This is a genomic window from Mesorhizobium sp. M8A.F.Ca.ET.207.01.1.1, assembly GCF_004794715.1.
Lineage (GTDB): Bacteria > Pseudomonadota > Alphaproteobacteria > Rhizobiales > Rhizobiaceae > Mesorhizobium.
Map to the genome: position 1 here is coordinate 303,172 of NZ_SRUS01000008.1, position 23,716 is coordinate 326,887.

The 23,716-nt window shown below is 62.6% G+C and carries 24 protein-coding genes; 12 read left to right on the forward strand and 12 right to left on the reverse strand.

Going from position 1 to position 23,716, the window contains the following annotated elements; translation table 11 throughout:
• Positions 1–51: 51 nt before the first annotated feature.
• The 5 genes from EN850_RS24270 to EN850_RS24290 all read right to left on the reverse strand — a co-directional run bounded on the left by EN850_RS24270 (position 52) and on the right by EN850_RS24290 (position 3,693).
• The gene (locus EN850_RS24270; protein ID WP_127278052.1) at positions 52–1,143 is read right to left on the reverse strand and encodes a methylenetetrahydrofolate reductase; all 1,092 of its coding nucleotides are present in this window, start codon (positions 1,141–1,143) and stop codon (positions 52–54) included.
• A complete protein-coding gene (locus EN850_RS24275) occupies positions 1,140–1,736 on the reverse strand; it encodes a methylenetetrahydrofolate reductase C-terminal domain-containing protein (RefSeq protein ID WP_136092426.1) in 597 nt (198 codons plus the stop codon). The genes EN850_RS24270 and EN850_RS24275 overlap by 4 nt, the downstream gene beginning before the upstream one ends.
• On the reverse strand, positions 1,729–2,031 hold the full coding sequence (locus EN850_RS24280; protein ID WP_127278054.1) for a virulence factor: 303 nt from the start codon (positions 2,029–2,031) through the stop codon (positions 1,729–1,731). The genes EN850_RS24275 and EN850_RS24280 overlap by 8 nt, the downstream gene beginning before the upstream one ends.
• Before the next feature lie 202 nt (positions 2,032–2,233).
• Complete coding sequence (locus EN850_RS24285) at positions 2,234–3,016, reverse strand: formyl transferase (protein ID WP_127278055.1); 783 nt, start codon at positions 3,014–3,016, stop codon at positions 2,234–2,236.
• 101 nt (positions 3,017–3,117) lie between these two features.
• The gene (locus tag EN850_RS24290; RefSeq protein ID WP_136092427.1) at positions 3,118–3,693 is read right to left on the reverse strand and encodes a DUF4893 domain-containing protein; all 576 of its coding nucleotides are present in this window, start codon (positions 3,691–3,693) and stop codon (positions 3,118–3,120) included.
• 120 nt (positions 3,694–3,813) lie between these two features.
• Between EN850_RS24290 and EN850_RS24295 the strand changes: the two genes are divergently transcribed.
• Positions 3,814–4,734: an NAD(P)-dependent oxidoreductase gene (locus EN850_RS24295; protein WP_136092428.1), complete on the forward strand. Its 921-nt coding sequence runs from the start codon at positions 3,814–3,816 to the stop codon at positions 4,732–4,734.
• Between the two features lie 5 nt (positions 4,735–4,739).
• Here the strand turns inward: EN850_RS24295 and EN850_RS24300 are convergent, their stop codons facing one another.
• On the reverse strand, positions 4,740–5,369 hold the full coding sequence (locus EN850_RS24300) for a DUF1638 domain-containing protein (protein WP_136092429.1): 630 nt from the start codon (positions 5,367–5,369) through the stop codon (positions 4,740–4,742).
• Between the two features lie 54 nt (positions 5,370–5,423).
• On the opposite strand from EN850_RS24300, the gene EN850_RS24305 reads away from it, so the two are divergent.
• Positions 5,424–5,561 carry an entericidin A/B family lipoprotein gene (locus tag EN850_RS24305; RefSeq protein ID WP_136092430.1) on the forward strand — a complete coding sequence of 46 codons (138 nt, stop codon included), beginning with the start codon at positions 5,424–5,426 and terminating at the stop codon, positions 5,559–5,561.
• Between the two features lie 82 nt (positions 5,562–5,643).
• On the opposite strand, the gene EN850_RS24310 is transcribed toward EN850_RS24305, so the two are convergent.
• Positions 5,644–6,342, reverse strand: a complete 699-nt coding sequence (locus EN850_RS24310; protein WP_032930649.1) for a B12-binding domain-containing protein — start codon at positions 6,340–6,342, stop codon at positions 5,644–5,646.
• A gap of 289 nt (positions 6,343–6,631) precedes the next feature.
• Between EN850_RS24310 and EN850_RS24315 the strand changes: the two genes are divergently transcribed.
• From EN850_RS24315 to EN850_RS36460, 8 genes are all read left to right on the forward strand, one after another.
• Positions 6,632–8,206, forward strand: a complete 1,575-nt coding sequence (locus EN850_RS24315; protein ID WP_127278059.1) for a trimethylamine methyltransferase family protein — start codon at positions 6,632–6,634, stop codon at positions 8,204–8,206.
• A gap of 142 nt (positions 8,207–8,348) precedes the next feature.
• Positions 8,349–8,798, forward strand: a complete 450-nt coding sequence (locus EN850_RS24320) for a hypothetical protein (protein WP_136092431.1) — start codon at positions 8,349–8,351, stop codon at positions 8,796–8,798.
• Entirely contained in the window at positions 8,795–9,475 is a 681-nt protein-coding gene (locus EN850_RS24325) for a 4Fe-4S dicluster domain-containing protein (RefSeq protein WP_136092432.1), read from the forward strand. Before EN850_RS24320 ends, EN850_RS24325 begins: the two co-directional genes overlap by 4 nt.
• 102 nt (positions 9,476–9,577) lie before the next feature.
• On the forward strand, positions 9,578–10,309 hold the full coding sequence (locus EN850_RS24330) for a dienelactone hydrolase family protein (RefSeq protein WP_135880608.1): 732 nt from the start codon (positions 9,578–9,580) through the stop codon (positions 10,307–10,309).
• Positions 10,310–10,410: 101 nt separating this feature from the next.
• Positions 10,411–11,589, forward strand: coding sequence for an NAD(P)/FAD-dependent oxidoreductase (locus EN850_RS24335; RefSeq protein ID WP_135922127.1), 1,179 nt, complete (start codon positions 10,411–10,413; stop codon positions 11,587–11,589).
• Between the two features lie 123 nt (positions 11,590–11,712).
• Positions 11,713–12,273: an RNA polymerase sigma factor gene (locus EN850_RS24340; RefSeq protein ID WP_136092433.1), complete on the forward strand. Its 561-nt coding sequence runs from the start codon at positions 11,713–11,715 to the stop codon at positions 12,271–12,273.
• 2 nt (positions 12,274–12,275) lie between these two features.
• The gene (locus EN850_RS24345; RefSeq protein WP_136092434.1) at positions 12,276–14,435 is read left to right on the forward strand and encodes a VWA domain-containing protein; all 2,160 of its coding nucleotides are present in this window, start codon (positions 12,276–12,278) and stop codon (positions 14,433–14,435) included.
• 352 nt (positions 14,436–14,787) lie between these two features.
• Complete coding sequence (locus tag EN850_RS36460) at positions 14,788–15,057, forward strand: hypothetical protein (RefSeq protein WP_167531374.1); 270 nt, start codon at positions 14,788–14,790, stop codon at positions 15,055–15,057.
• A 17-nt stretch (positions 15,058–15,074) separates the two neighbouring features.
• Here EN850_RS36460 and bmt read toward each other — a convergent pair whose 3' ends face one another.
• Together bmt and EN850_RS24360 are read right to left on the reverse strand one after the other, a co-directional pair.
• Positions 15,075–16,097: a betaine--homocysteine S-methyltransferase gene (gene bmt, locus EN850_RS24355; RefSeq protein ID WP_189521746.1), complete on the reverse strand. Its 1,023-nt coding sequence runs from the start codon at positions 16,095–16,097 to the stop codon at positions 15,075–15,077.
• Positions 16,098–16,183: 86 nt separating this feature from the next.
• The gene (locus EN850_RS24360; protein WP_127280234.1) at positions 16,184–17,041 is read right to left on the reverse strand and encodes a helix-turn-helix transcriptional regulator; all 858 of its coding nucleotides are present in this window, start codon (positions 17,039–17,041) and stop codon (positions 16,184–16,186) included.
• Between the two features lie 230 nt (positions 17,042–17,271).
• Here EN850_RS24360 and EN850_RS24365 point away from each other — a divergent pair, with 230 nt between their 5' ends.
• Together EN850_RS24365 and EN850_RS24370 are read left to right on the forward strand one after the other, a co-directional pair.
• The gene (locus tag EN850_RS24365) at positions 17,272–18,291 is read left to right on the forward strand and encodes a fatty acid desaturase (RefSeq protein WP_189343746.1); all 1,020 of its coding nucleotides are present in this window, start codon (positions 17,272–17,274) and stop codon (positions 18,289–18,291) included.
• Positions 18,292–18,384: 93 nt separating this feature from the next.
• Entirely contained in the window at positions 18,385–19,212 is an 828-nt protein-coding gene (locus EN850_RS24370) for a PhnD/SsuA/transferrin family substrate-binding protein (protein WP_135866730.1), read from the forward strand.
• On the opposite strand, the gene EN850_RS24375 is transcribed toward EN850_RS24370, so the two are convergent.
• The 3 genes from EN850_RS24375 to EN850_RS24385 all read right to left on the reverse strand — a co-directional run.
• Positions 19,177–20,532, reverse strand: coding sequence for a Xaa-Pro peptidase family protein (locus EN850_RS24375; protein ID WP_136092435.1), 1,356 nt, complete (start codon positions 20,530–20,532; stop codon positions 19,177–19,179). The genes EN850_RS24370 and EN850_RS24375 overlap by 36 nt on opposite strands.
• A 9-nt stretch (positions 20,533–20,541) precedes the next feature.
• Positions 20,542–23,112: an FAD-dependent oxidoreductase gene (locus EN850_RS24380; protein WP_136092436.1), complete on the reverse strand. Its 2,571-nt coding sequence runs from the start codon at positions 23,110–23,112 to the stop codon at positions 20,542–20,544.
• The coding region (locus EN850_RS24385) for a DUF559 domain-containing protein (protein WP_348642448.1) at positions 23,109–23,716 on the reverse strand (608 nt) is incomplete at its 5' end. The genes EN850_RS24385 and EN850_RS24380, both read right to left, overlap by 4 nt.

Genomic DNA, 23,716 nt, shown 5'->3' on the forward strand with positions numbered 1-23,716 from the left:
CTTTATATCGTTATCTCTTGTCGATCAAGCGAATGGTGCGTTCCGCGCGGGTCAATGCGCGGTCTTCACCATGTCCACCTGGGTTTCTGTAATATCTTCGTGCAGGATGCGGTCCAGCCGGTCGGCGACCATCTGGTCGTCGCGGCGGATTTCACGCTTCCATGGCTGGCGGCCCTTCAGCACGCCCGATTCATCGACGATCTCGGCGACATATTCCTCCTGGCGATAGGCCATCACATGGATGCCCGAGACACCGGGAATTTCCTTCACCTCGTTGATGATGTCGGTGCAGAGCTGCTTGCCTTCCTTCTTCTGGTCCTGGGCGCCTTCCAGCCGCTTGATGACGGCATCCGGAATATGGATGCCCGGCACGTTGGAGCGGATCCATTTTGCCGTCTTGGCCGAGGCCAAGGGGCCGACGCCGCACAGGATGAACACTTTCTCGGTGTGGCCGAGATCGCGCGCTTTCTGCATGAAGGTCTTGAACATCGGCACATCGAAGCAATACTGCGTCTGCACGAACTGCGCACCGGCGGCGATCTTCTTGCCGAGATGGATCGGGCGAAAGTCGAAGGGCGGCGCGAACGGGTTGACGGCAGCGCCCAGGAACAGCTGCGGCGGCGTCGTCAGCTTGCGGCCGGACAGAAACTTGCCGTTGTCACGCATGATGCGGCAGGTCTCCAGCAGCGACATGGAATCGAGATCGAACACCGGCTTGGCGCCCGGCTGGTCGCCGGCCTGGACGCCGTCGCCGGTCAGGCACAGCATGTTGGCGACGCCCATGGCAGCGCCGCCCAGCACGTCGCCCTGGATGGCGATGCGGTTCTTGTCGCGGCAGGCGATCTGCATGATCGGTGCGTAGCCCATGCGGGTCAGCAGCGCGCAAATACCAACCGACGACATGTGGCAGTTGGCGCCGGACGCATCGACAGCGTTGATGGCGTCGACCCAGCCGTCGAAGATCTTCGCCCTGTTGTAGACATCCTCGGGATCGGCGCTGTCGGGTGGGTTGAGCTCGGTGGTCACCGCGAATTCGCCGCGCCGCAGTACGCGCTCCAGCCGGCCGCGCGAGGTGTGGCCGGGCAGGGGATCGAGCGGCAGGTGAATGCCGGCCGGGTTCTCGTCACGCTGACGGCCGGTCATGCGGCGGCTCCGGTCTTTGGCGCGGCAGCGGCTTCGCGGGTTGCCGCCGCCTGCGCGGTGACGCGCAGCCAGGCCGAGGTTTCGCGCAGCGACTGGTCGACCGGCTTCTGCACGGTGAGGATCCTGTCGGCGTTGACCATGTTCTGCGAACCTTCCCAAGCCTTGACCCAGACGCAGGGCATATTGGGCTCGACCTCGCAATTGCCGTTGGCGCGCACGCCGCCGCAAGGGCCGTTGCGCAACTGCTTGGGGCAGTTCATCGGACACGACATACCGGTGGAGGACAGGATGCACTGGCCGCACATGCGGCAGTCGAACATAAAGCCTTTTACGCGCCTCTCGATGAATTTCACCGGGGCCTCGACGCGGCCATAGCCGATGCCCTTCCACAAGGGATGCAGCAGCAGGAACATGTCGGCGAAGCGGGCATAAAACCATTCAAGCAGGCGGGAGTGCCGGACAGACCATAATCTCACCGCGAACGAGCGCTGCACGCGGCGCTGCGGTGAGACGTCGGCCGGCTTGTAGTCGGATTTCGCCGCAGCCTTCTTGACCAACGTGGCTTGGGTAACCGTCGGGTTCTCGTCAGACATTTTCTTTCCCGCCCGCCTTGACCAGAGCGACCAGCCGCTCGCGGTCGTATTTCGCGTCGAGCTCGTGGAAAGCCTTTTCGACCTCGGCTTCGAGATCGTCACCGACCGCAACCGGTTCGGCCTTGCGCCATTCGGCGAGATAGTCGTCGGTGCCACCGGCGCCGGTGCGCATGGCGCACATGTCGATCGCCTCGGTGAAGCGCAATGGCAATTCGCGCTTGGCGTTCTGCCGGCCTTTCCTGACGATGACCTGGGCAGGGATGTCGCGCCAGTAGACGACGATAAGATCGGCCATGAATTCTCGCTCCTCGATATTCCGAGCATTGCCGCAAGCGTCGTAAGGCTGCTTGTTATGGGACGACGCGCGCGCATTCAAAAGCGACGCATTTGGATGTCGTAAAATGAAAGGTGGGTTTATTCGTTTGCGACCCATGTCGCGACGGGGTCAATGCAGCAATATGGCGGCCGAGTTTGCGCTCTTGCCGAGGCTGGATGCGTCACCAGATGCCGGTTCTCAGCCCTGTCCAGACGTAGAACCAGATCGTTGGGTGGTACCACTGTTTCGATGGCAGCCCTGGATCGAACGTTGCGAGTTTTCCGGCCAGCGCATCGCTGACCGCCTCGACGCAGATGTCGCGCGAAAACGCCGCCTGGCGCAGCGCATAGCTAGAGATGGTGTCGCCTTGTTTGGGCTTGCCGCGCACCTGCTTCAACACGCCGCCGGTGTCGACGCCCGCATCGACCAGATGGACGGTCGTGCCGAAATTCTGCGGATCGCCTGACGTCAATGCCCAATAGCCGCCATTCATGCCGCGGTATTTCGGCGTGATGCCGGCATGATAGTTGAGTACCGGGCAAGGCATTTTGGCCAGCATCTCCCTGGAAATCAGCCTGCACCCGTTCAACAGCACGACGCCGGGCTTGATCGTCTCGATCGCCTGCAGGCATTCCGGCCCGTTGGCGGATTCCACATGGACGATGACCTGGCCTTGCCGAGGCTCCGTTTCAAGCTTCTCCTCGGAAATCAACCGGGCGGCGTGTTTGACGTTGAGCCGTTTGCCAAGCCTGCTCAGCACCATGGTGCCGAGCTGGCCCATGGCGGAGATCCAGCCCTGGCGTCGGGCGCGGCCGCGCAGCAATTGTTTTTTAGATTCAGGGATTTCGAGGACGACGGTGACAGGACCGACGCGGTCGGCGAGATCGTTGATCATGGCCCAGACATGCGCGCCGCCGCCGGTGACGACTACAATCGGTCGCGGATTGGATTCCGACGCTGCCATTGATCTTGCCATGCTCCAAGGACCGGCTGACGTGGCCGGACCTTAGGGCAGGCGGGTTAATCCTTGGTGTGCCGGAAGCCTTACCAGGGCATGAAGACCGGTCAGCGTTTGAACTCCATGATGTCGAGCTTCGATTCGTAGTAGGGCGCGGGGAATTCGATGCGCCATTCCTTGGCGCTGTTGCGGAAGGCGTAACCGACCTGGTCGGTTTGCGGACCGCTGCCATAGGGCTTTGCCCGGTCGTCGTTGACGGAGCCGGAGCCAAGATAGATCGAGCGCTTGTCGCCATCGTCGAAGAAGCGGCCCCGGGTGCGCTGCGAACCGCTGATCTTTTCCAGCCGCCAGCCGGAGCCATCATCGGTGACCCTGCATTTGAACCAGCCATAGATCACGAGTGGGCTCAGTCCGCCGACCTTGATCGTGCGGCACCGCCAGTTGCCGGTGAGATCCTTGTCGGAGAAGGCGACGAGCGGCTTGGCCAGCAGCGCGTCGAGTTGCTTGACCTCTGCGGGGTTGCCCGCCTTTGCCTCGGCGAGTGCCGCCTTGCGGGTGTCGCCATATTTGTCGAGCCGCGCCTTGTCGGCGGCGGTGATCAGTTTCTGCACTTGACCGTCGGCAAGGGTGGGCAAGGTGCAGCAGAGCAGGCCGACAACGGCAAGCAAGGGGCGGAGGTTCATCGAAGGATTCCCTGTTTTGTCTGGAACGGCGCCGCTGCCGCCTGGTGCATAACTTACCGGGTCGCTGGCGCCTGTCATCCGTGCTTAACAGCGTCACCGTCGAAATTCATGGTGTGACGAATGCGAATCTTGCTTACGGGGTCATCGGGTTGGCTGGGAAGCGCGTTGGCGCCGCTCCTGCGTGGGCTTGGACATGACGTCACCGGCCTCGATCCCGTTCCGTCGGCCGAAACGCGGATCGTCGGTTCGATTGCCGACCGTGACCTCGTCATGCGCGCCGTTGGGGAAAACCGGATCGAGGCCATCATTCACAGCGGCGCGCTGCACAAGCCCAACATAGAAAGCCATGCCAACAGCGATTTCATCGCGACCAACGTGCAAGGCACGCTAAACCTGCTCGATGCGGCGGTGGCGGCCAATGTGCAACGCTTCGTCTTTACGTCCACAACCTCGCTGATGATCTCGCAGGCGATACGCGACGGCTTCAAGGGCGGTGCGCGCAGGGCGGCGTGGCTGACGGAAGCGATGTCGCCCGAGCCGCGCAACATCTATGGCGTGACCAAGCTCTCGGCCGAACATCTTTGCCGCCTCTACCATCTTCAGCATGGCCTGCCGGTGGTTGTGCTCCGCACGGCGCGCTTCTTTCCCGAAGCCGACGACATGGCGCATGCGATCGAACAGTCGGACGCCAACACCAAGGCAAACGAACTGCTCTTTCGGCGGCTGACGGTGGACGACGCGGCGCGGGCGCATGTCGCGGCCTTGGAGAAGGCGCCGGAGCTCGGCTTCGACATCTTCATCGCCTGTGCGCCAACGCCGTTCCAGCCCGGTGATTGCGCGGACTTGATCGCCGACGCTCCATCGGTCGTGGCGCGTTATTATCCCGAATTTCCCGCCCTTTATGCGCACAAGGGCTGGACGATGTTTTCCTCGATCGACCGGGTCTATGACGCTTCGCGGGCTAGGGACAGGCTGGGCTTTGTCTGCAGGACGCGCTTTGCCGACGTGCTGACGGCGCTGGCGGCGGAAGAAGCTGCCTGAAGCCGTCAGGCGTTCGATGCGATCCGCGCCAGCTCCGGCGTGAGATCGCCGTAACCGGTCGAGCGGCGCTCGTAGACGAGGCCGAGGAGGGCGGCGGCTTTTTCCGCGACCTTGTCGAGCTCAGGATCATCGGTCTGCGCCAGATAAATCAGTCTCTCGTAGTTGCCGAAATAGTCCTTGATCAGCTCCGGGTGCTTATCCAGGCCGAGCGGCTTCATGAAGAAGGCATCGAACTGACGGCACAGGAAGTCGGTCATGTAGAAGGACATCATGTCGTCGTCGGCGACCTTCGCATAGGCGTCCATGCCTTGGTAGAAGGCGAAGCAATGCGGGCCGGCCATGCGCTCGACGCCATGCTTTTCCAGCACACGGTCAAGCAGGCCGCCCGTACCGCAATCGGCATAACCGACGAAGATATGTTCGTAACCGTCCGCCTTGGCCTTCTCGATGGCCTTGTCCATGGCCGGCGCGATGCGGTCTGGATAGAAATGAAATTCCGCCGGCAAACAGGTCAATTCCAGGTGGCTCAGCCCGAGCTGTTGCTTGACGGCCAATACCTCACGCGCAATCATCCCGCAGGCGATGACGAGCAGCCTGTCTGTCTGATTCGGTTTGGTTTTTTTCGTCTTGACCAAGTAGAACCGGCTTTCGCTGCGGGGCTAATCTATCTGTCGAGGGAGACACCGTCCATGAAACTGCTACGCACTGCGCCGATCGCCATCCTTGCCTGCGCGCTTGCACTCACGGCCTGCGCCAACACCATTCGGGGTGTCGGCAAGGATGTCAAATCGACGGCGAGGGCGGTCAAAGACACCGTCGCCAATTGATCGGCAGCCACGTCCCTCATCTGGGAACAAAAAAGCCGCGCTGCAAGGCGCGGCTTCCTTTTCGTCGTCCCGATGCCTTGGATCAGGCCGAAGCGCGCACGTTGTGCTTGCGCTTCATGAAATCCTTGGCGGTCTCGACCGCCACCGCCGCGTCGCGGCAATAGGCGTCGGCGCCGACGGCCTTGCCGAATTCCTCGTTGAGCGGCGCGCCGCCAACCAGCACGACATAGTCGTCGCGGATGCCCTTTTCCTTCATCGTGTCGATGACGACCTTCATGTAGGGCATGGTGGTGGTGAGCAGCGCCGACATGCCGATGATGTCGGGCTGGTGCTGCTCGATCGCATCGAGATACTTCTCGACCGCATTGTTGATGCCGAGGTCGATGACGTCGAAGCCGGCGCCTTCCATCATCATGCCGACGAGGTTCTTGCCGATGTCGTGGATGTCGCCCTTGACGGTGCCGATCACCATCTTGCCCTGCTTGGGCGCGCCGGTGGCGGCGAGCAGCGGACGCAGGATGAACATGCCGGCCTTCATGGCATTGGCCGACAGCAGCACTTCGGGAACGAACAGGATGCCGTCGCGAAAATCCTCGCCGACGATACGCATGCCTTCGACCAGCGCCTCGGTCAGCACCTTGTAAGGAGCCCAGCCGCGCTCGAGCAGGATGCGCGTGCCTTCCTCGATCTCTTCCTTCAGACCGTCATAGAGATCGTCGTGCATCTGCTGCACCAACTCGTCGTCGGAAAGTTCAGAAAGGATGATCTCGTCGTCGGACATTTTAATCCCAGCTCCTCACGGCATCGCGACTGTGTCGCAAGGCACAAAATAATGGCGTTCATACCTAACCCGCAACGGGCGGGTATCCATAGCTGATTTGCGACTTCCCGCAAAAGGAAAGCGACTGGAAAATCTATCGGATTTCTTGTCGATTTTGCGACAGGCGTTGGCGCGGACGGGCCGTTTCGAATAGGGTGCATGGCTACGATCCGGGCAAAGCCGCGCCATGCGGCCGCAACGGTTACGGACCGGCCATAGTCAGGCAGGCCATATTCAGGGAAGAGCGATCATGAGCGAACACGCGGCAGTCGACCAGGAAGCGTCCAACGCGCGGCGTGGGCGCGGCGCCAGCGGTGGAGCGGCGGCCCGCCGGGCCGCGCGTTCCGGCGGCGGTCCCGGCACCCAGCTCACCTACATCAAGCGCAAGATCAACGTCTACGAGGTGCTGAACGAGGAAGGTCTGGCGCTGATCGAGAAGAACACCGACACGGTGCTGGAAGAGATCGGCATCATTTTTCGCGATGACGCGGAAGCGCTGCAATTGTGGAAAGAGGCCGGCGCCGACGTCAAGGGCGAGCGCGTGCATTTTCCCAAAGGGCTCTGCCGTTCGCTCTTGAAGACCGCGCCGTCCATCTACACCCAGCATGCCCGCAATTCGGAGCGCTCGGTGCAGATCGGCGGCAATGCGACCGTGTTCGCGCCGGTCTATGGCCCACCCTTCGTGCGTGATCTGGACGGCGTCAGGCGCTATGCGACGATCGAGGATTTCCAGAATTTCGTCAAGCTCGCCTATATGGCGCCATCGATCCACCATTCGGGCGGCACGGTGTGCGAGCCGGTCGACGTGCCGGTCAACAAGCGCCATCTCGACATGGTCTACGCGCACATCAAATATTCCGACAAGCCGTTCATGGGTTCGGTGACCGCGCCGGAGCGCGCCGAGGACACGGTGGCGATGGCCAAGCTGGTGTTCGGCGACGACTTCGTCGAGAACAACACGGTGCTGACCAGCCTGATCAACGCCAACTCGCCGATGGTGTTCGACGAGACCATGCTTGGCGCCCTGAAAGTCTATTCGCGGCACAACCAGGCCTGCATCGTCACGCCGTTCATCCTCGCCGGCGCGATGAGCCCGGTGACGGTGGCCGGTACGCTGACGCAGGTGCTGGCCGAAGTGCTGGCCGGCGCATCGTTCACGCAGCTGATCCGTCCGGGCGCCCCGGTGCTGTTCGGCACCTTCGCCTCGTCGATATCGATGCAGTCGGGCGCGCCGACTTTCGGCACGCCGGAACCGTCGCTGGTCTCCTATGGAGCAGCGCAACTCGCCCGCCGCCTCGGACTGCCGTTCCGTACCGGCGGCTCGCTCTGCGCGTCCAAGGTTCCGGATGCACAGGCAGCCTATGAGAGCGCCAACACGCTGAACTCGACGATTCTCGCCGGCACCAATTTCGTGCTGCATTCGGCCGGCTGGCTCGAGGGCGGGCTGGCGTCCTGCTACGAAAAATTCATGATGGATATCGACCAGCTCGGCATGCAGCAGAAATTCTGCGAAGGCGTCGACCTGTCGGAAAACGGCCAGGCGATGGATGCCATCCGCCAGGTCGGCCCGGGCAGCCACTATCTCGGCTGCGACCATACCCAGGCCAATTTCCAGACCGCCTTCTACCGCTCGTCGATCGCCGACAACAACTCCTATGAGCAGTGGCTGGCCGAAGGCCAGAAGACCGCCCCGCAGCGTGCCAACGATCTCGCCCGCCGCTGGCTGGAGGCTTACGAGGCGCCGCACCTTGATGAAGGCATCGACGAAGCCCTGAAGGACTTCATCGCCAAGAAGAAAGGGTCGATGCCCGACGCCTTCACCTGAAAGGAGCCCGAGTCAGGCGGGGCTAAAGTCGCCAACATCATCCACAAGGAAGTCTGGCGGAGCGCGTTCTCCGATCCGGACCGGAAGGGATGATTCTTGCCGACGCCGCCGCTATTCTCCGGGCGGGCGGTCGGAGATCGAGATGGGTCGAAAGGCATTGAGGGGGATCGCGGCTGATGTCGCCGCGTCATTCATCAGCCGCAACAACGACGCCGATGGTTATTGGGCCATCGGCAAACTTCACGCGCACGCACGAGAGCACTCTACGGCCAAAATCCCGATTGACTTATCAGGCCAGTTATCAGGTACGCTGTCGGAATTCGCTTCGATAGCCGCCAAATACCGGTCAATGATCGAAACTCAAACTGCCGCAAAGGGTCTTCGGGTTTGTTCTAGCCAAATTGAAATTGAGTTCGATCTCCCGAAAACCAGGCAGTGCTCGGCGGACGAAACCGGATACACGTGCGCTGTGATGATCGTTGACGACCGAGGGCAAGCTTGGATTCGCAAGGTCTACGGCTGTTCTCACCCGCACGATCCAAAACGAGAGCGACGCAGTTCGCGAGCTAAAAGCGAAGCTGAAGCCCGATGATCCGTAGCTATGATCATCTCAGCGGGGCCCTGGTCCGATATGGACTAATTGTCCGCGGCGGCTTCAATTTCGTCGATGGCGAAGACGTTCCCCTAGGCTCATCAGGCGTCCCAGCCAGGTCGGTGCTGCTGGTCGGGCAGGCGGGCGCGGCGCCGTGGCCGCACTTCCTGCGGTGGCGTGAGAAGCAGCCACCGTCCGCCATCAATCCGCTCGACACATGGTCGCGCGCGGTCATCGGCGCCGTTGCCGACGATTTCGGCGCGCGCGCTGTGTCGCCTTCGGACCGCCCGTATCTGCCGTTCCAGCGATGGGCGATGCGGGCCGAGGGGCTGAAACCGTCGCCGCTGGGGATCCTGATGCATCCGAAATATGGGCTCTGGCACGCCTATCGCGGCGCATTGCTGTTCGATCGGGAGATCGCGACCCCCGAAGCTGACGCAGCGATTCACCTTTGCGACGCATGCATCGAAAAACCCTGCCTGAAATCCTGTCCAGTCGGCGCCTATTCGGTGGACGGCTTCGCGCACCAGGCGTGCCTGGCGCATGTGCGCGGCACGGATGGTGCGCCTTGCCGCGCCGAAGGCTGCCTCGACCGCAACGCCTGTCCCTACGGCGCTGAGCATCGCTATCCGGCCCATGTCCAGGCTTTCCACATGGCGGCGTTCGCCGGGCTGTAGGGTTCCTCCGAACGCACGGAAACTTGACCGAGATCGGCAGGTTGCGGCTTGCCCTGGCGGGCGGCGCGGATATCTATCGCCTGGCAACCGGCGGAGCGCGCAATGACGAAGCAGGACATCGAGATCAAGACCCTGGACGGCACGGCGAAGGCACGGCTGTTTCGTCCAGCCGCGCCCGCCAGGGCCGGCATCATCATCTACATGGATATTTTCGGTCCGCGTCCGGTGCTCGACCAGATGGCCGAGCGCCTCGCGGGGCATGGCTATGCCGTGCTGGTGCCCGATCTCTTCTACCGCTATGCGCCGTATGGCCCGTTCGATCCCAAAACCGCCTTTGCCGAGGCAAAGACCAAGGCCCTGCTGTTGATGCTGAGCGGCGGCACGACGCAGGGCATGACCATCCGCGACGGCAGCGCCTTCCTCGATGCTCTGGCCGCCGAGAGGATCGCCGGACCTGTTGGTGTCGTCGGCTATTGCATGGGCGGCGCGCGGGCGCTCAACGCCGCCGCGACCTATCCCGACAGGATCCGGGCCGCCGCCAGTTTCCATGGCGGCAACCTCGCCAGCGATGCCGCCGACAGTCCGCACCGCAAGGCGGCTTCCATCAAGGCGCGCATCTATGTCGGCATGGCGGGCGTCGACCGGAGCTTTCCGCCGGAACAGTCGACGAGGCTGGAAGAGGCGCTGCGGAATGCTGAAGTCGACCACACGATCGAGAATTATGTCGGCATGGCGCATGGCTGGTGTGTGCCCGACCATAGTGTCTTCAATGCAGCCGGTGCCGAGCGGCATTGGAAGCGATTGACGGATTTGTTCGCCGAAACGCTGGTCTGAGCCTTCGCCACCCTGTTGGCCGCGCGCCACATTGGAGGTATCAGGCGGATGACCGGCTCGCCCGCTAAAGCGGCGCGGGTCATGCGGGATCGATCAGCCTGATGCAATCCTATGATGTCGTGATCATTGGCGCCGGCGCCGCCGGATTGATGTGCGCCGTGGAGGCCGCCAAGCGCGGCCGTTCGGTGCTCATCCTCGATCATGCGGCGGCACCTGGCGAAAAGATCCGCATCTCCGGCGGCGGTCGGTGCAATTTCACCAACATCCATGCGAGCCCGAAGAATTTCATCTCGAGGAATCCGCATTTCTGCATCTCGGCGCTCAGCCGCTATACGCAGCGCGACTTCATTGCGCTCGTCGAACGCTACGGCATTGCCTATCACGAGAAGACACTGGGGCAGCTTTTTTGTGACGGCTCGGCGCGCCAGATCATCGACATGCTGGTCTCGGAAATGCAGGGCAGGGGCGCCGAGCTGGTATTGTCGACTTCAGTTGAAACTATCGACAAGACCGAGGAAGGGTTTGAACTCAGGCTCTCCGCCGGCTCGGTCTCTTGCCGGTCCCTGGTCGTGGCCTGTGGCGGCAAGTCGATCCCCAAGATGGGCGCGACGGGCTTCGGCTACGAGCTTGCCGATCGGTTTGGCCTTGCCGTCGTAGAAACACGGCCTGCCCTGGTGCCGCTGACCTTCGATGCAAAAACGCTCGATCGGCTTTCGCCCCTGGCCGGGAACGCCGTCGACGCCGAGATTGCCTGCGGCAGGGCGCGGTTTTCCGAGGCGATGCTGTTCACGCATCGCGGCGTAAGCGGGCCATCCATCCTGCAAATCTCCTCCTACTGGCGCGAGGGTGATGAAATCCGCATCGCCATGCTGCCGGGCACGGATGTGGCTGAGCTCGTCCGCGTCGCCAAGCGCGGCAATGGCCGGCAAGCGGTGCAGACGGTGCTGGCAAATCACTTGCCGAAACGGCTTGCCCAGGCGATAGCCGAGCGAACCGGACTCGACGGCAATCTTGCCGATCTTTCCGAGGCCCAGATCAAAACCATCGAGGCCGCGGTCAACGACTGGCGCATCAAGCCAGCCGGGTCGGAGGGCTACCGTACGGCGGAAGTGACGCTCGGCGGGGTGGACACCAACGGGCTCGACCAGAAGACCATGCGGGCGAAATCGATACCTGGTCTGTTCTTCATCGGCGAGGTCGTCGACGTCACCGGCTGGCTCGGCGGCTATAATTTCCAGTGGGCATGGTCGTCGGGCTGGGCGGCGGGCCAGGCGTGTTGATATTCAGGTGAGGCCGGCCTGACCTGAATCTCAACCTGCCCCTAGCTGCAAAAGGCCCTGTTCGAAAAAAATCTTTCCATCACCCCAAGGATTAGCCATTAGCCTTCGTCCAACAGGCAAATGATGGCGATGATGCTGGATGAGAGCGAAGCCTCCGACGCCGAACTGATCGGGTGGGCGAAGGGCGGAGACAGGGGGGCCTTCGGCAAATTGCTGGAGCGTCACTACGACTTCGTCTATCGCGCCGCCTATCGCTGGTGCGGCAGGAAGGCCGATGCGGAAGACATCGCCCAGGAAGTCTGCGTCCGGCTCGGCAAGGCGATTCGCGACTATCGCGGCGGCGGCGCGTTCACGACATGGCTCTATGCCATGACGATGAACGCCGCGCGCGACATGATGCGCAAGACCGCGCGCGAGACGGTCAAGACCGAGGCCTATGGCGTCCATGCGCTGATTTCGGGCGAGGTCCCGGCGGAGAGCGAAGACTCTGCCGAGGCGCTGTGGGCGGCGGTGCGGCAATTGCCGGACAAGCAGCGCGATGCCGTGATGCTTGTTTATGGCGAAGGCTTGAGCCATGCGGCTGCCGCCGAGGCGATGGCGATCTCGGAGACGACGGTTTCCTGGCACATCCATGAAGCGAAGAAACGGCTGAAGACGTTGATGCGTTCAGCCGGGGAAGTGTGACCATGGTCGACGACAACGAACTCAGAAAGCTGCGCGACGCAGCAATACCCGCACCCGGCGAGAGCGCGAAGGCGCGTGCCTTCGAGGCCGCCCTGCGCGCCTACGATCAGGAAAATATTTCCGCCGTCACCCAAGGATCGGTCGGCGGCCTTCGTCTCACAGAGCGAGCACAAAAGCTCTGGAGCAAGATCATGCAAAAGAAACTCATTGCCACGCCGGCCCTTGCCGGGCTCGTCGCCCTGCCGATCGCCGGATACGCCACCTTCCATATGCTGAGGGAACAGCCGTCGCCGTTCGGCGGCGACGAGAAGATCACCGAGACGCTGGCCGACAAGCCGGCAACGCTGAAGCCGGCCACCGCCGAGCCGAAGCAGGCCCCGACGGAACTGGCGAAAGACAAGAAGGCCGACGCGGATGTGGAAAGCCGCGATGCCAGCGACGCGCTTGCGCCACCAACCTCGCCGCCGCAGCCGCAGACGACTGCCGCAGGCGGCGTGGCGCAGCAGGACGGACGCACGCGTGACGTGACGCCGAATGAGGCCCCGGCAACGGTCAACGAACCCGAGTCGGCCACTTTGCGGGCTTACAAGCCAGCGCCGGCCCCGACAGGCGAGTTCGCGGTCGACGGCACGACAAGCGCGCCGTCGCGGGTTGCCCGCATGCCGGCTGCCGAATCCAAGCTGATGGCGCCGCAGCCGACCGCACCGGCGGATCAGATCGCGCCGCAAGAGGAAAACCGCAACCGCATCGAGGACTTCAAGACCAATCCGGTGCATGCGGCCCTGCAAGACCCGGTCTCGACCTTCTCGATCGATGTCGACACCGCCTCCTATTCCTTCGTGCGCCGTTCGCTGAAGGAAGGGTCGGTTCCGCAGGCCGACACGGTCCGGGTCGAGGAGATGATCAATTACTTCCCCTATGACTGGAAGGGGCCGGACTCGGCATCGACGCCGTTCAACTCGACCGTCAGCGTCATGCCGACGCCGTGGAACGAGCACACCAAGCTGATGCATGTCGCCATCAAAGGGTTCGACATCAAGCCGACCGAGCAGCCGAAGGCCAATCTGGTCTTCCTGATCGATGTCTCGGGCTCGATGGACGAGCCGGACAAGCTGCCGCTGCTCAAATCGGCATTCCGCCTGCTGGTCAGCAAGCTGAAGGCCGACGACACGATCTCGATCGTCACCTATGCGGGTGACGCCGGCACCGTGCTGATGCCGACAAAGATTGCCGAGAAGGACAAGATTCTCAATGCCATCGACAAGCTGCAGCCCGGCGGCTCGACGGCAGGTGAGGCCGGCATCAAGGAAGCCTACAAGCTTGCCCAGCAGTCCTTCATCAAGGACGGCGTCAACCGGGTGATGCTTGCCACGGACGGCGACTTCAATGTCGGCCAGACCGATGACGACGACCTGAAGCGCCTGATCGAGAGCGAGCGCAAGACCGGCGTGTTCCTGTCGGTGTTCGGCTTCGGCCGCGGCAATCTGAACGATGAGATGATGCAGAACATTGCTCAGAACGGCAACGGCACCGCCGCCTATATCGACACGCTGGCCGAGGCCGAGAAGGTGCTGGTCGAGGACGCGTCCTCGACGCTGTTCACCATCGCCAAGGACGTGAAGATCCAGGTCGAGTTCAATCCGGACAAGGTCTCCGAATATCGCCTGATCGGCTACGAGACGCGGGCGCTCAACCGCGAGGATTTCAACAATGACCGCGTCGACGCCGGCGATATCGGGTCGGGCCATTCGGTCACCGCGATCTATGAGATCACGCCCAAAGGCAGTGGCGGCGAGCAGATCGATCCGCTGCGCTATGGTCAGGCCACGGTCAACAATGGCGGCGTTGCCAATGCGGACGAATATGCCTTCGTCAAGATCCGCTACAAGCTGCCGAACGAGGACGTCTCGAAGCTGATCACCACGCCGGTGACCGCGGCCAACGAGGTGGCGTCCTTCGACCAGGCGAGCACCGACCAGCGCTTTTCCGTCGCGGTGGCGGCCTTCGGCCAGAAGCTGCGCGACGAGGATGCGACCGCGAAGTTCGGTTACGACAAGATCATGGAGATTGCCACTGCCGCCCGAGGAGCCGACCCGTTTGGGTACAGGTCCGAGTTCCTTTCGCTTGTGCGCCTTGCCTCGGCGCTGGGCGGTAACCGGTAGTGGCGATGAAGGCCGGTTTCTTTCAGATGATGGGATCGTTCTGATAGCCGGCCCACGGGCGGGTGAGGCAGGCCGGCGAGGGATACTTTCCCTTGCCGGCCTTTTTTTCGGATCTGTTGATATTCAGGTGATGGCGGCCTGCAAACAGTGGCTTCCTGCGCTTCCGGTGCTCACGTACTTAAGTACGCTCCGCTCCGGTTCTCGAAAGTCACTGTTTTCGGCTCGGCCTGACCTGAATCTCAACAGATCCTAGGGCAGCGCGCCGGATCGTTAAATTGCGCTGCATTTCCGGTACCGGATAGCAATTTCCTCTCGCTACACCGGTCATGTCTAAGGCTTGAGGGAGCCGGAATTGCAGATCAGAACCATCGCCAACTCGACTCCGCCGGCACGGGATGCTTCGGCGGTTTCATCAGCCCCGTCAGCCGAATCCAGACGCATCAGCGATGATGTCGCGCAGGCGCGTCACACCGCCATGTCGGCGCTGACCAATGACCGCTTCCGCGCCATGCTGGAGCAGATTACCGATCCGGGCGCGTCGGGTGTGCTGGCGACAATGCGCGGCGACAATGTCGTCGATTTCAGGTCGGCGCAGTCGAGTTACGCCGACAACAGCGAATAGCCGCAAAAGAAATCGCGTCAGGCCCGGCCGCGGCGCCGCTCGCGGCGGGCTTCGCTGGTCTCGGCGGTGTTTGCCGTCGCCACCTTGTTGCGCATCGGACCGATGCGCTCGACGATCTTTTCGACCGTCGGACGATCCGCCCTGGTGTGGGCGTCGAGCGCCTTGCGCATCGCGGCAAGATGCTGAAACGAGGTGCCGCAGCAGCCGCCGATGATTTTGGCTCCACCATCCACGGCCAGCCGGACATAGTCGGCCATCAATTCGGGCGTGCCGGAATAGTGGATTTCGGTGCCACGGAATTCGGGGATGCCGCAATTGCCCTTGACGATGACGGTCGCCTCCGGCTTCGCCTGCGTCATATCGAGCAGCGAAGCCAGGATGTCGGAGGCGCCGACGCCGCAATTGGCGCCAACGCCGAGCGGCGCCTGCGACAGGCCGTCGGCGACGCCGTGGATATCTTTCGGCAGCAGGCCCATCATGGTGCGGCCGGCGGTGTCGAACGAGCCAGTATAGGTGTAGGGAAGGCCGACGCGGATGGCGGCCTCGGCGGCGGCGCGGATCTCGTCGGGCGCCGACATGGTCTCGATCCAGGCGACTTCGGCGCCACCTTCCTTGAGACCCTCGATCTGTTCGGCAAAGGCGTCGACCGCCTCGTCATAGGTCATGGCGCCAAGCGGCACCAGCAATTCGCCGGTCGGGCCGACCGAACCAGCAACGATCACCTTGCGGCCGGCCTTGTCGGCGACAGCGCGGGCGATCTCGGCGGCGCGTTTGTTCAGCGCATGGACGCGGTCCTGCGCATGATGCAGCTTCAGCCGGTGGCGGGTACCGCCGAAGGAGTTGGTCAGGATGATGTCGGCGCCTGCGTCGACGAAATTCTGGTGCAGGCTGGTGATGGTGTCGGGCGCCGTTTCGTTCAGCAGTTCCGGCGCCTCGCCGGCCTCCAGACCCATGGCGAACAGATTGGTGCCCGTGGCGCCATCGGCCAGCAGCACGCCCTTTTCAGCCAGCAGGGCTTCGATCGGATTGCTCGTCGTCATCGGATTGGCTTTCATGTCTTGAAATTCGAATAAGGATATAAAGAAGTCTTTATGTCTAGTCAATGAAATTGCGATGCAGAACGCGCTCAGGCTGAGCCTGATGCGAACGACATGCCGGCCAGGTTGCGGGCGAAGGCGGCCGCTTCGTGCGGGTTGATGTCGGCGGCACGGATCAGATTGTCGAAATGCTGTGTCAGCGCCTGGACCGGCTGCGTGGCGTTCAGCACCACATACATGTCTCCCACATAGATGGCGGCGCGATAAGGACCGAAGATGGTGAGCGGGATGGAATAGCGCATGCGGCCGTCATAGAGGAACAGGCGGAAGGTCGGATAGAGGTCGTCGAGCAGCGTCGCCATATGGGCAAGTTGCTGCTGGCGGTCGGCTGCCGGGAAACGGTCCCACACCCCGAGGCCGCGGGCGAAGATCTCCAGCGTGTGGCGCGGCATGCAGACTTCCATGTCGGTTTCCGGACGCCGGTTGTATTCGATGCGGTATTGCGTCTCGCTGGCCTGCGCCAGGCGGCTCCTGTTGGTGATGTTGGCCTCGTAGTCGACGAGCGCGCGGGTGCGCAGGAGATCGGGAATGCCGGCCGGCACATAACGGATCTTGGTGCCAGCGGCTTCGGCGAACCATTTGGCGAGCAGCGTGCGGTCGAAGCCATCGGGCGCTTCCTCGATCTCAAGGCTCTCGCGGATTTCGCCGGTCACGCCTTCGTCCTGGCTCAAGCCCAGCAACCAGTCCAGCGACACCTTGAATTCGGCGGCTATGTTGAGCAGCGTTTCGGCTCGCGGCAGGCGTGTCGACGCGCCCGACATCAGCTGCGACAGCGCCGACCGATCGATGCCGACCGCTGACGCGAACGCCGACTGATTGAGATCCGAGCGTGTCAGGAGGAGCTTCAGACGCTCCCGAAAGATCGTCGACAGATCGCGCTTGTCCATGGCCTTGCTCCCGTCTTCCGGAGGAAAAATTTGCGCCGAAGCCCCTGCAGCAGGGCTCCCAGGCGTAAATGAATCCCTAAGATTGTTTACAATGTACAACATATGCAGTCAAAAATGCGCAATCGCAACATTTTGTGCACTTTGTCGCGTTGAGTGGAATCACTTCTCCTGACACAATGCTGTCAGGAACCATTTGGGGTTCCGGCGACTGAGGGACAGTGGTCGATAGCATGGCAAGCATACCAGGCAAGAGCATCCGTCGAAGCAGCAAACCGGCCATCGAATGGCCGACCGTGGTCCTCACTTTCTTCTGCTACGGCACATGGTTCGCCGCCGGCCTCTTCCTCTGGCCATCCTATCCCATCCTGGCCCTTATCGTCATGGCCGTTACATTGGCTCTGCAGTCCTCGATCATGCATGAGGTGCTTCATGGTCACCCGACCCGCAACGCTTTGGTCAATGAGGCCTTCGTCTTCCTGCCGATCGGTCTTGCGTGGCCGTTCCGCCGCTTCAAGACCATTCACCTGCGCCACCATGCGGACGAGCGCCTGACCGATCCGCTGGACGATCCCGAGAGCTATTACCAGGCGCTCTGGATGCACGAAGAAATGCCGCCGCTGATGAAATTCGTGCTGAAGGTCAACAACACCATGGCTGGTCGTCTGGTGCTCGGCCCGTGGCTGTCCTGCATCGGCTTCTTCATCGACGATGCCAAGCATGTGATTGCCGGCGACAAGGCGATCCGCAAGGCCTGGCTGCTGCATGCGATCGGCCTTGCCGTGGTGCTGCCGGTCGTGCAGTTCGGGTTCGGCATGCCGGTTTGGCTGTATGTGCTGGTGCCGGTGTGGCTCGGCCAGTCGCTGATCTCGATCCGCACCTATGCCGAGCATCAGTGGTCGGAGCATCCGGAAGGCCGCACGGTGATCGTCGAGCGCTCGCCGCTGTCGTTCCTGTTCCTCAACAATAATCTGCACTTCGTCCATCACAAGAGCCCGACGATCGCCTGGTACCGGCTGCCGAAGCTGTTTCGTGACCGGCGCGAGGAATGGCTGCGGATGAACAATGGCTATGCCTACCCGAACTATTTCGCGCTGCTCAAATCCTATGCCTTCAAGGCCAAGGAGCCGATCGTGCATCCGGTGCTGCGGCGTGCGCCCGAGCCAGGCAGGGCGTTCAAGCCGCGCGTCAGGGCGCGCAACATCAATGGACTTGGCACGGTGCCGGTCCCGGCCGAGCCACCCAAGGAATAGGATCCGCCGATAGGGTGGATGCCGTGTCGGCCAATTCTGATTGGGCGCCGCGTTTTTGCGAACTTTTTTCGAGGCATGTGGTTTGATATCGGCATGAGCGAATTGATTGCGGCGTTGCCGATGTACGACTGGCCCGAAGTGCGCGACGAGGTCGACGCGCAATGGGCGTCGTTGCGCGATGCTTTCCGGCCTAGGGGTATCGATGCGCCGCAATCCATCGTGCGGCGCAACGCTGACCTGCCCGCCGTGCCAGGCGGTATCCACGACGCCCAGGGGGGGCTGATCGCTCCGGATCCGGCGACCCTGCCGCCGGACGAGCTCGATTTCCACAAGCTCTGGCTGCATCCGGCGCTGCTGTTCGCGCAGACCTGTTGGGGGCCGATGGAACTCGGTTTGTCCCGGCATGTGCAGGTGGTCGGCCAGCCAAGCTATGACGCCTATGAGGGCGGACAGGGCGAGCTCTATTCGAGCGCGCTGGTGATGCGCTCGGGCGAGGGGCCGGAGGTTCGGTCACCCGCCGACGGCAAGGCCTTGCTGCCGCTCGATCTCATCCGAGGCAAGCGCTTCACCTTCAACAGCCTCGATTCCATGTCGGGCATCATCGCGCTGACGCGCGACCTGGAAGCGGTCGGCGAAAACCTGGACATCTTTTCATCGCGTGGCGAAAGCGGCGGCCATCGCGACTCGATCGTGGCGGTCGCCGAAGGCATGGCGGATGTCGCCGCGCTCGATTGCGAAAGCTGGGCGCTGGCACAACGCTTCGAGCCGGCGGCGCGCAAGGTCGTGATCGTCGGCTGGACAGCACGGCGCAAAGGTCTGCCGTTCATCACCGCGAAAACGACGCCGGAAAAGACCGTGCGCGCGATGCGCGAGGCGCTTGGCGGCCTAGCCGAGCAGCCGCTGATCCAACGGGTAGGTTGAAAGTTTTTCGTTGCCGGTCTCGGTGATCAGGATCTGCTCCTCGATCTTGACGCCTTCGCCGCCGCCGAGCCGGCCGATATAGCTCTCCACGCACAGCACCATGCTTGGTTCCAGCACACCGTCGGGCGTATCGGATGTCCAGTCGCTGGCATGCGGCAAGGTCGGGTATTCGTCGGCAAGTCCGACGCCGTGGTAGAGAACGCCGTAGCGGGTCGGGAAGCAGTCTCCTGGCGGCACTGCTGAGCGTTCGACAAGGTCGCGGAAGGAGATGCCGGGCTGCATCAGTGCCGTGTTGTGTTCGATCTGATCGGCGGCGATGCGGAACAGGTCGCGCTGTTTGTTGGTCGGCTTTATATCGCCGCAGAGCCAGGTGCGTGAGAGATCGGCGCAGAAGCCGTAGGGGCCGATCAGGTCGGTGTCGAAGGCGACAAGATCGCCTGATACAATGATCCGCGACGAGCATTCCTGGAACCACGGATTGGTGCGCGGTCCCGATGTCAGCAGCCGCGTTTCGATCCATTCGCCGCCGCGCGCGATGTTGCCGCGATGCAGTTCGGCCCACAATTCGTTCTCGGAGATGCCGGGCTTCAACGCCTGTTCCATCTCGCCCATTGCCGCCTCGCAGGCGACAATGGCGCGGCGCATGGCAAGGATTTCGTCCGGTGATTTGATCAGCCGGGCATTTTCCATCACGGCTTCGCCATTGCCGAGGGAGATACCAAGGCGGTGGAGCTCTTCGACGCCTTCCGGATTGATGTGGTCGACGGCGATGCGGTTGTTGCCGCCGCCGTGCTCCCTGACCAGATCGGCGATGGCGGCGGCCCAGCGGCGGACTTTCTGCTCGGTCAGTTCGCCGCCATAGAGATACATCCATGAAATGGCGGGGCGGACTTCATCGACGACACCGGAGTGGTCGGAAAGATGCTCGCAGGAAAAGTAGTCGAACAGAACCACCGGCCCGTCGGTGGCGACGAAGCAATGCCGCGTCGGATTGTGCGCCACCCAGAGCTGCATGTTGGTGCTGTCGGTCGCATAGCGGATATTGACCGGGTCGTAGAGCAGGGCGCCGGCATAGCCGCGGCGCTTCAGCTCGGCGCGAATGCGGTCGAGCCGATATTGCCGCATGGCGGGCAGGTCGGGAGCGGCAATGTCTGCCGCGGCCCATTCCGCTTCAGCCACCGCGCCATAACCCAGCACATGCTGGTTGAGCCCAGCGGCCTTCTGTCGTGAGGCGTCGCGCAGCGCCTCGATCGAGCCTGATACAAAAGGCATGATCTTGCGGTGGCGGCCGAAGCTTCCCTTTGGCGCCGCGCTGTCCATGGCGAAACCTCAGCTCCGCATCTTCTCGCCACTCGGGTCGAAGGGCGCCTCGACATTGATGCGGGCCGGACGCCGGTGACCGAGGATTTCGATCTCGAACAGGCCGGCGCTTTCATCCTCGGCGAGTGCCGCCGGCACATAGCCTTGCGCCATCGATTTCTGCACGTAATGCGCATAGCCGCCCGACGTCACCCAGCCGACCACGCGCCAGTCGCCGTCGACGATGCCGCGCACGGCGGACGCGCCTTCGGCGGCCTTTGAACCGCGTATTTCCTTGCCTGAAGTGTCGAAGCGCGGCGCGCCGTAGCCATGCGGCTTTTCGACGGTGCCGTAATCCTTGCTGACCTTGGCCCAGATCGGCTCGTCGCCCATCACGTCGGCATCGGCCGCGTCGACGATGAAGGAGACGCGGCGCAGTTTTGGACCTTCCGCCTGTTCCTTGGCGGCGGCGTCGCGGCCGATGAAGTCGTTCTTCTCCAGCTTGATGAAACGGTCCATCGAACCTTCGAACGGGCCGTAGATCGGCCGCAGCTCGCGGAACCAGGTCGGGAAGTTCTTTTCCAGGCGCATGGACAGCAAGGCGCGCATGCCGAAATCGACCAGGCCGAATTCCTCGCCCGCTTCCTTGATCGCCTTATAGACCAGGCGCTCGTAGGCCGGCGCCATCCAGATTTCATAGCCGAGGTCGCCGGTGTAGGTGATGCGGTTGACCAGGCACGGTGCGCCGCCGACCGCCATTTCGCGGAAATCCATGAAGCGGAACGCCTTGGTCGAAATGTCGACATCGACCAGCTTCTGCAGGAGGTCACGCGACTTCGGCCCGGCAATCGACAGGCCGACCAGCGTCTGGTCGAAGCGATGGATGCGCACCGAACCATCCTTCGGCAGATGCTTTTCGAACCAGCGCATGTGGTACTTCTGCGCGGCCGACGACCCCCAGATCATGAAGCGGTCTTCACCGGCCTTGGCGATGGTGAAGTCGCCGATCAGCTTGCCGAATTCGTTGATCATCGGCGTCAGCACGATGCGGCCGGTCTTCGGCATGCGGTTGGTCATCAGCCGGTTGAGGAACTCTTCCGCACCCGGCCCCGACACTTCGTATTTGGCGAAGTTGGCGATTTCGGTGACGCCGACCGTTTCACGGGTGGCGCGCACTTCCTCGCCGATCGGCCCAAAATCGTTGGAGCGGTGGAAGGAGACGATGTCCTTCGGCTCCTTGCCCTTAGGCGCGAACCAGAGCGGGGTTTCGAGGCCCCACGAGTCGCCCATGACGGCGTTGTTGGTGAGCATGGTGTCGTAAAGCGGCGTCGTCTGGGCCGGGCGGGCGGCCGGCAGTTCCTCGTTGGGGAAGCGGATCGAGAAGCGGCGCGAATAGTTTTCGCGAACCTTGGCATTGGTGTAGCGCAGGCCGGCCCACTCGCCGAAGCGGGCGACATCCATGCCCCAGACGTCGAAGCCCGGATCGCCATGGACCATCCAATTGGAGAGAGCGAGGCCGACGCCGCCGCCCTGGCTGAAGCCGGCCATAACGGCGCAGGCGCACCAGAAATTGGTCAGGCCCTGCACCGGGCCGACCAGCGGGTTTCCGTCGAGCGCGAAGGTGAAGGGGCCGTTGATGATCTGCTTGATGCCGGCCTTTTCGATACCGGGGAAATGCTTGAAGCCGATTTCGAGCGACGGCGCGATGCGGTCGAGATCGGGCGGCAGCAGTTCATGGCCGAAATCCCACGGTGTGTTGACCGGCGACCACGGCTTGCAGGCCTTCTCGTAAGTGCCGAGCAGGATGCCGTTGCGTTCCTGGCGGGTGTAGATCTCGCCCTTGAAGTCAAGCACTCCGATCATTTCGCGGCCGGTCGACTTGTTGAATTCCTCGACCTCCGGCATCGGCTCGGTCAGGAGATACATGTGCTCCATGGCCAGCACCGGCAGCTCGACGCCGACCATGCGGCCGATCTCGCGCGCCCACAGGCCACCGCAGTTGACGACATGCTCAGCGTGAACCGTGCCCTGTTCGGTGACGACGTTCCAGGTGCCGTCCGGCTGCTGCGTCAGGTCGACGACGCGGTTGCGCAGCACGATCTCGGCGCCGAGTTTCTTGGCCGCCTTGGAGTAGGCGATGGTGGTGCCGGAGGGGTCGAGATGGCCTTCGACCGGATCCCACATCGCGCCGACGAAATTGGTCTCGTCCATCAGCGGGAACATCGCCTTGGCCTCGGACGGCGTGATCAGCTCGGTGTCCATGCCGAGATAGCGGCCCTTGGCGTGGGCCAGCCGCAGGAAATCCATGCGCTCGGGCGTATCAGCCATCATCACGCCGCCGGTCAGGTGCAGCGAGCAGGATTGGCCCGAAATCTCCTCGATCTCCTTGTAGAGCTGGACGGTGTAGGCCTGGAGCTTGGCGACGTTCGGATCGCCGTTCAGCGTATGAAAGCCGCCCGCCGCGTGCCAGGACGAGCCCGAGGTCAGCTCGGACCGCTCGATCAGCATGATGTCGGTCCAGCCGGCCTTGGCCAGGTGATAGAGCACCGAGCAGCCGACGACACCACCGCCGATGACAACCGCTTTTACATGAGATTTCATGAAGATAGGTCCGTTTTTGAAGAGATTGAATCGAATGAGTGGGGCGTGAAAACAAGGCGGAGGTCGGATGCAGCCGTGTTTTCGGCGAGCCTTCCATCAAGCGCGGCAAGGATGGTTTCACAGACGGAAGTACGTTGTTTCAGGACATCATGGTTCCAGACACGCAGGATCGAATAGCCTTGGGGGCGCATGAAATCGTCGCGGCGACGGTCATAGGGGCTGTCGGCGTGTCGGTGGCCGTCGACCTCAACGACAAGCCATTTTTCGCGGCAGGCGAAGTCTGCAAAGAAGGGGCCGATGGAAAACTGACGGGTAAAGCGATGGCCGCCAAGCTTGCGCGCCTTCAGCTCAAGCCAAAGCAATGCTTCCGCCTGATTGCCGGCTTGCCGGAGTTTTCGTGCTCGCGGGGTCGTGCCTGCTTTTCGGCGGCTGCGCGTTGCGTGACCGGCTTCCCCCACTCCGTCGCCGCTTCGCGGCGCCACCTTGTATCTACACGAGAGAGATTTCGTGGGATTGAAGCGATTGAGCCAAGGTCCGGGCGGCCGCCCGGACCTTGGCTTGGCGAAGTCGCCCGTACCACCTGAGGTTACAGCCGCGGGAGAGC

What these genes read in the sequence shown, in the direction of transcription:
- EN850_RS24270 (WP_127278052.1), bottom strand. Translation starts at nt 1,143, where the DNA reads ATGACCGGCCGTCAGCGTGACGAGAACCCGGCCGGCATTCACCTGCCG.
- EN850_RS24310 (WP_032930649.1), bottom strand. Translation starts at nt 6,342, where the DNA reads ATGTCCGACGACGAGATCATCCTTTCTGAACTTTCCGACGACGAGTTG.
- EN850_RS24345 (WP_136092434.1), top strand. Translation starts at nt 12,276, where the DNA reads ATGGTCGACGACAACGAACTCAGAAAGCTGCGCGACGCAGCAATACCC.
- EN850_RS24365 (WP_189343746.1), top strand. Translation starts at nt 17,272, where the DNA reads ATGGCAAGCATACCAGGCAAGAGCATCCGTCGAAGCAGCAAACCGGCC.
- EN850_RS24380 (WP_136092436.1), bottom strand. Translation starts at nt 23,112, where the DNA reads ATGAAATCTCATGTAAAAGCGGTTGTCATCGGCGGTGGTGTCGTCGGC.
- EN850_RS24340 (WP_136092433.1), top strand. Translation starts at nt 11,713, where the DNA reads ATGGCGATGATGCTGGATGAGAGCGAAGCCTCCGACGCCGAACTGATC.
- bmt (WP_189521746.1), bottom strand. Translation starts at nt 16,097, where the DNA reads ATGACGACGAGCAATCCGATCGAAGCCCTGCTGGCTGAAAAGGGCGTG.
- EN850_RS24275 (WP_136092426.1), bottom strand. Translation starts at nt 1,736, where the DNA reads ATGTCTGACGAGAACCCGACGGTTACCCAAGCCACGTTGGTCAAGAAG.
- EN850_RS24285 (WP_127278055.1), bottom strand. Translation starts at nt 3,016, where the DNA reads ATGGCAGCGTCGGAATCCAATCCGCGACCGATTGTAGTCGTCACCGGC.
- EN850_RS24330 (WP_135880608.1), top strand. Translation starts at nt 9,578, where the DNA reads ATGACGAAGCAGGACATCGAGATCAAGACCCTGGACGGCACGGCGAAG.
- EN850_RS24375 (WP_136092435.1), bottom strand. Translation starts at nt 20,532, where the DNA reads ATGGACAGCGCGGCGCCAAAGGGAAGCTTCGGCCGCCACCGCAAGATC.
- EN850_RS24295 (WP_136092428.1), top strand. Translation starts at nt 3,814, where the DNA reads ATGCGAATCTTGCTTACGGGGTCATCGGGTTGGCTGGGAAGCGCGTTG.
- EN850_RS24325 (WP_136092432.1), top strand. Translation starts at nt 8,795, where the DNA reads ATGATCCGTAGCTATGATCATCTCAGCGGGGCCCTGGTCCGATATGGA.
- EN850_RS24305 (WP_136092430.1), top strand. Translation starts at nt 5,424, where the DNA reads ATGAAACTGCTACGCACTGCGCCGATCGCCATCCTTGCCTGCGCGCTT.
- EN850_RS24370 (WP_135866730.1), top strand. Translation starts at nt 18,385, where the DNA reads ATGAGCGAATTGATTGCGGCGTTGCCGATGTACGACTGGCCCGAAGTG.
- EN850_RS24290 (WP_136092427.1), bottom strand. Translation starts at nt 3,693, where the DNA reads ATGAACCTCCGCCCCTTGCTTGCCGTTGTCGGCCTGCTCTGCTGCACC.
- EN850_RS24335 (WP_135922127.1), top strand. Translation starts at nt 10,411, where the DNA reads ATGCAATCCTATGATGTCGTGATCATTGGCGCCGGCGCCGCCGGATTG.
- EN850_RS24280 (WP_127278054.1), bottom strand. Translation starts at nt 2,031, where the DNA reads ATGGCCGATCTTATCGTCGTCTACTGGCGCGACATCCCTGCCCAGGTC.
- EN850_RS24320 (WP_136092431.1), top strand. Translation starts at nt 8,349, where the DNA reads ATGGGTCGAAAGGCATTGAGGGGGATCGCGGCTGATGTCGCCGCGTCA.
- EN850_RS24315 (WP_127278059.1), top strand. Translation starts at nt 6,632, where the DNA reads ATGAGCGAACACGCGGCAGTCGACCAGGAAGCGTCCAACGCGCGGCGT.
- EN850_RS24360 (WP_127280234.1), bottom strand. Translation starts at nt 17,041, where the DNA reads ATGGACAAGCGCGATCTGTCGACGATCTTTCGGGAGCGTCTGAAGCTC.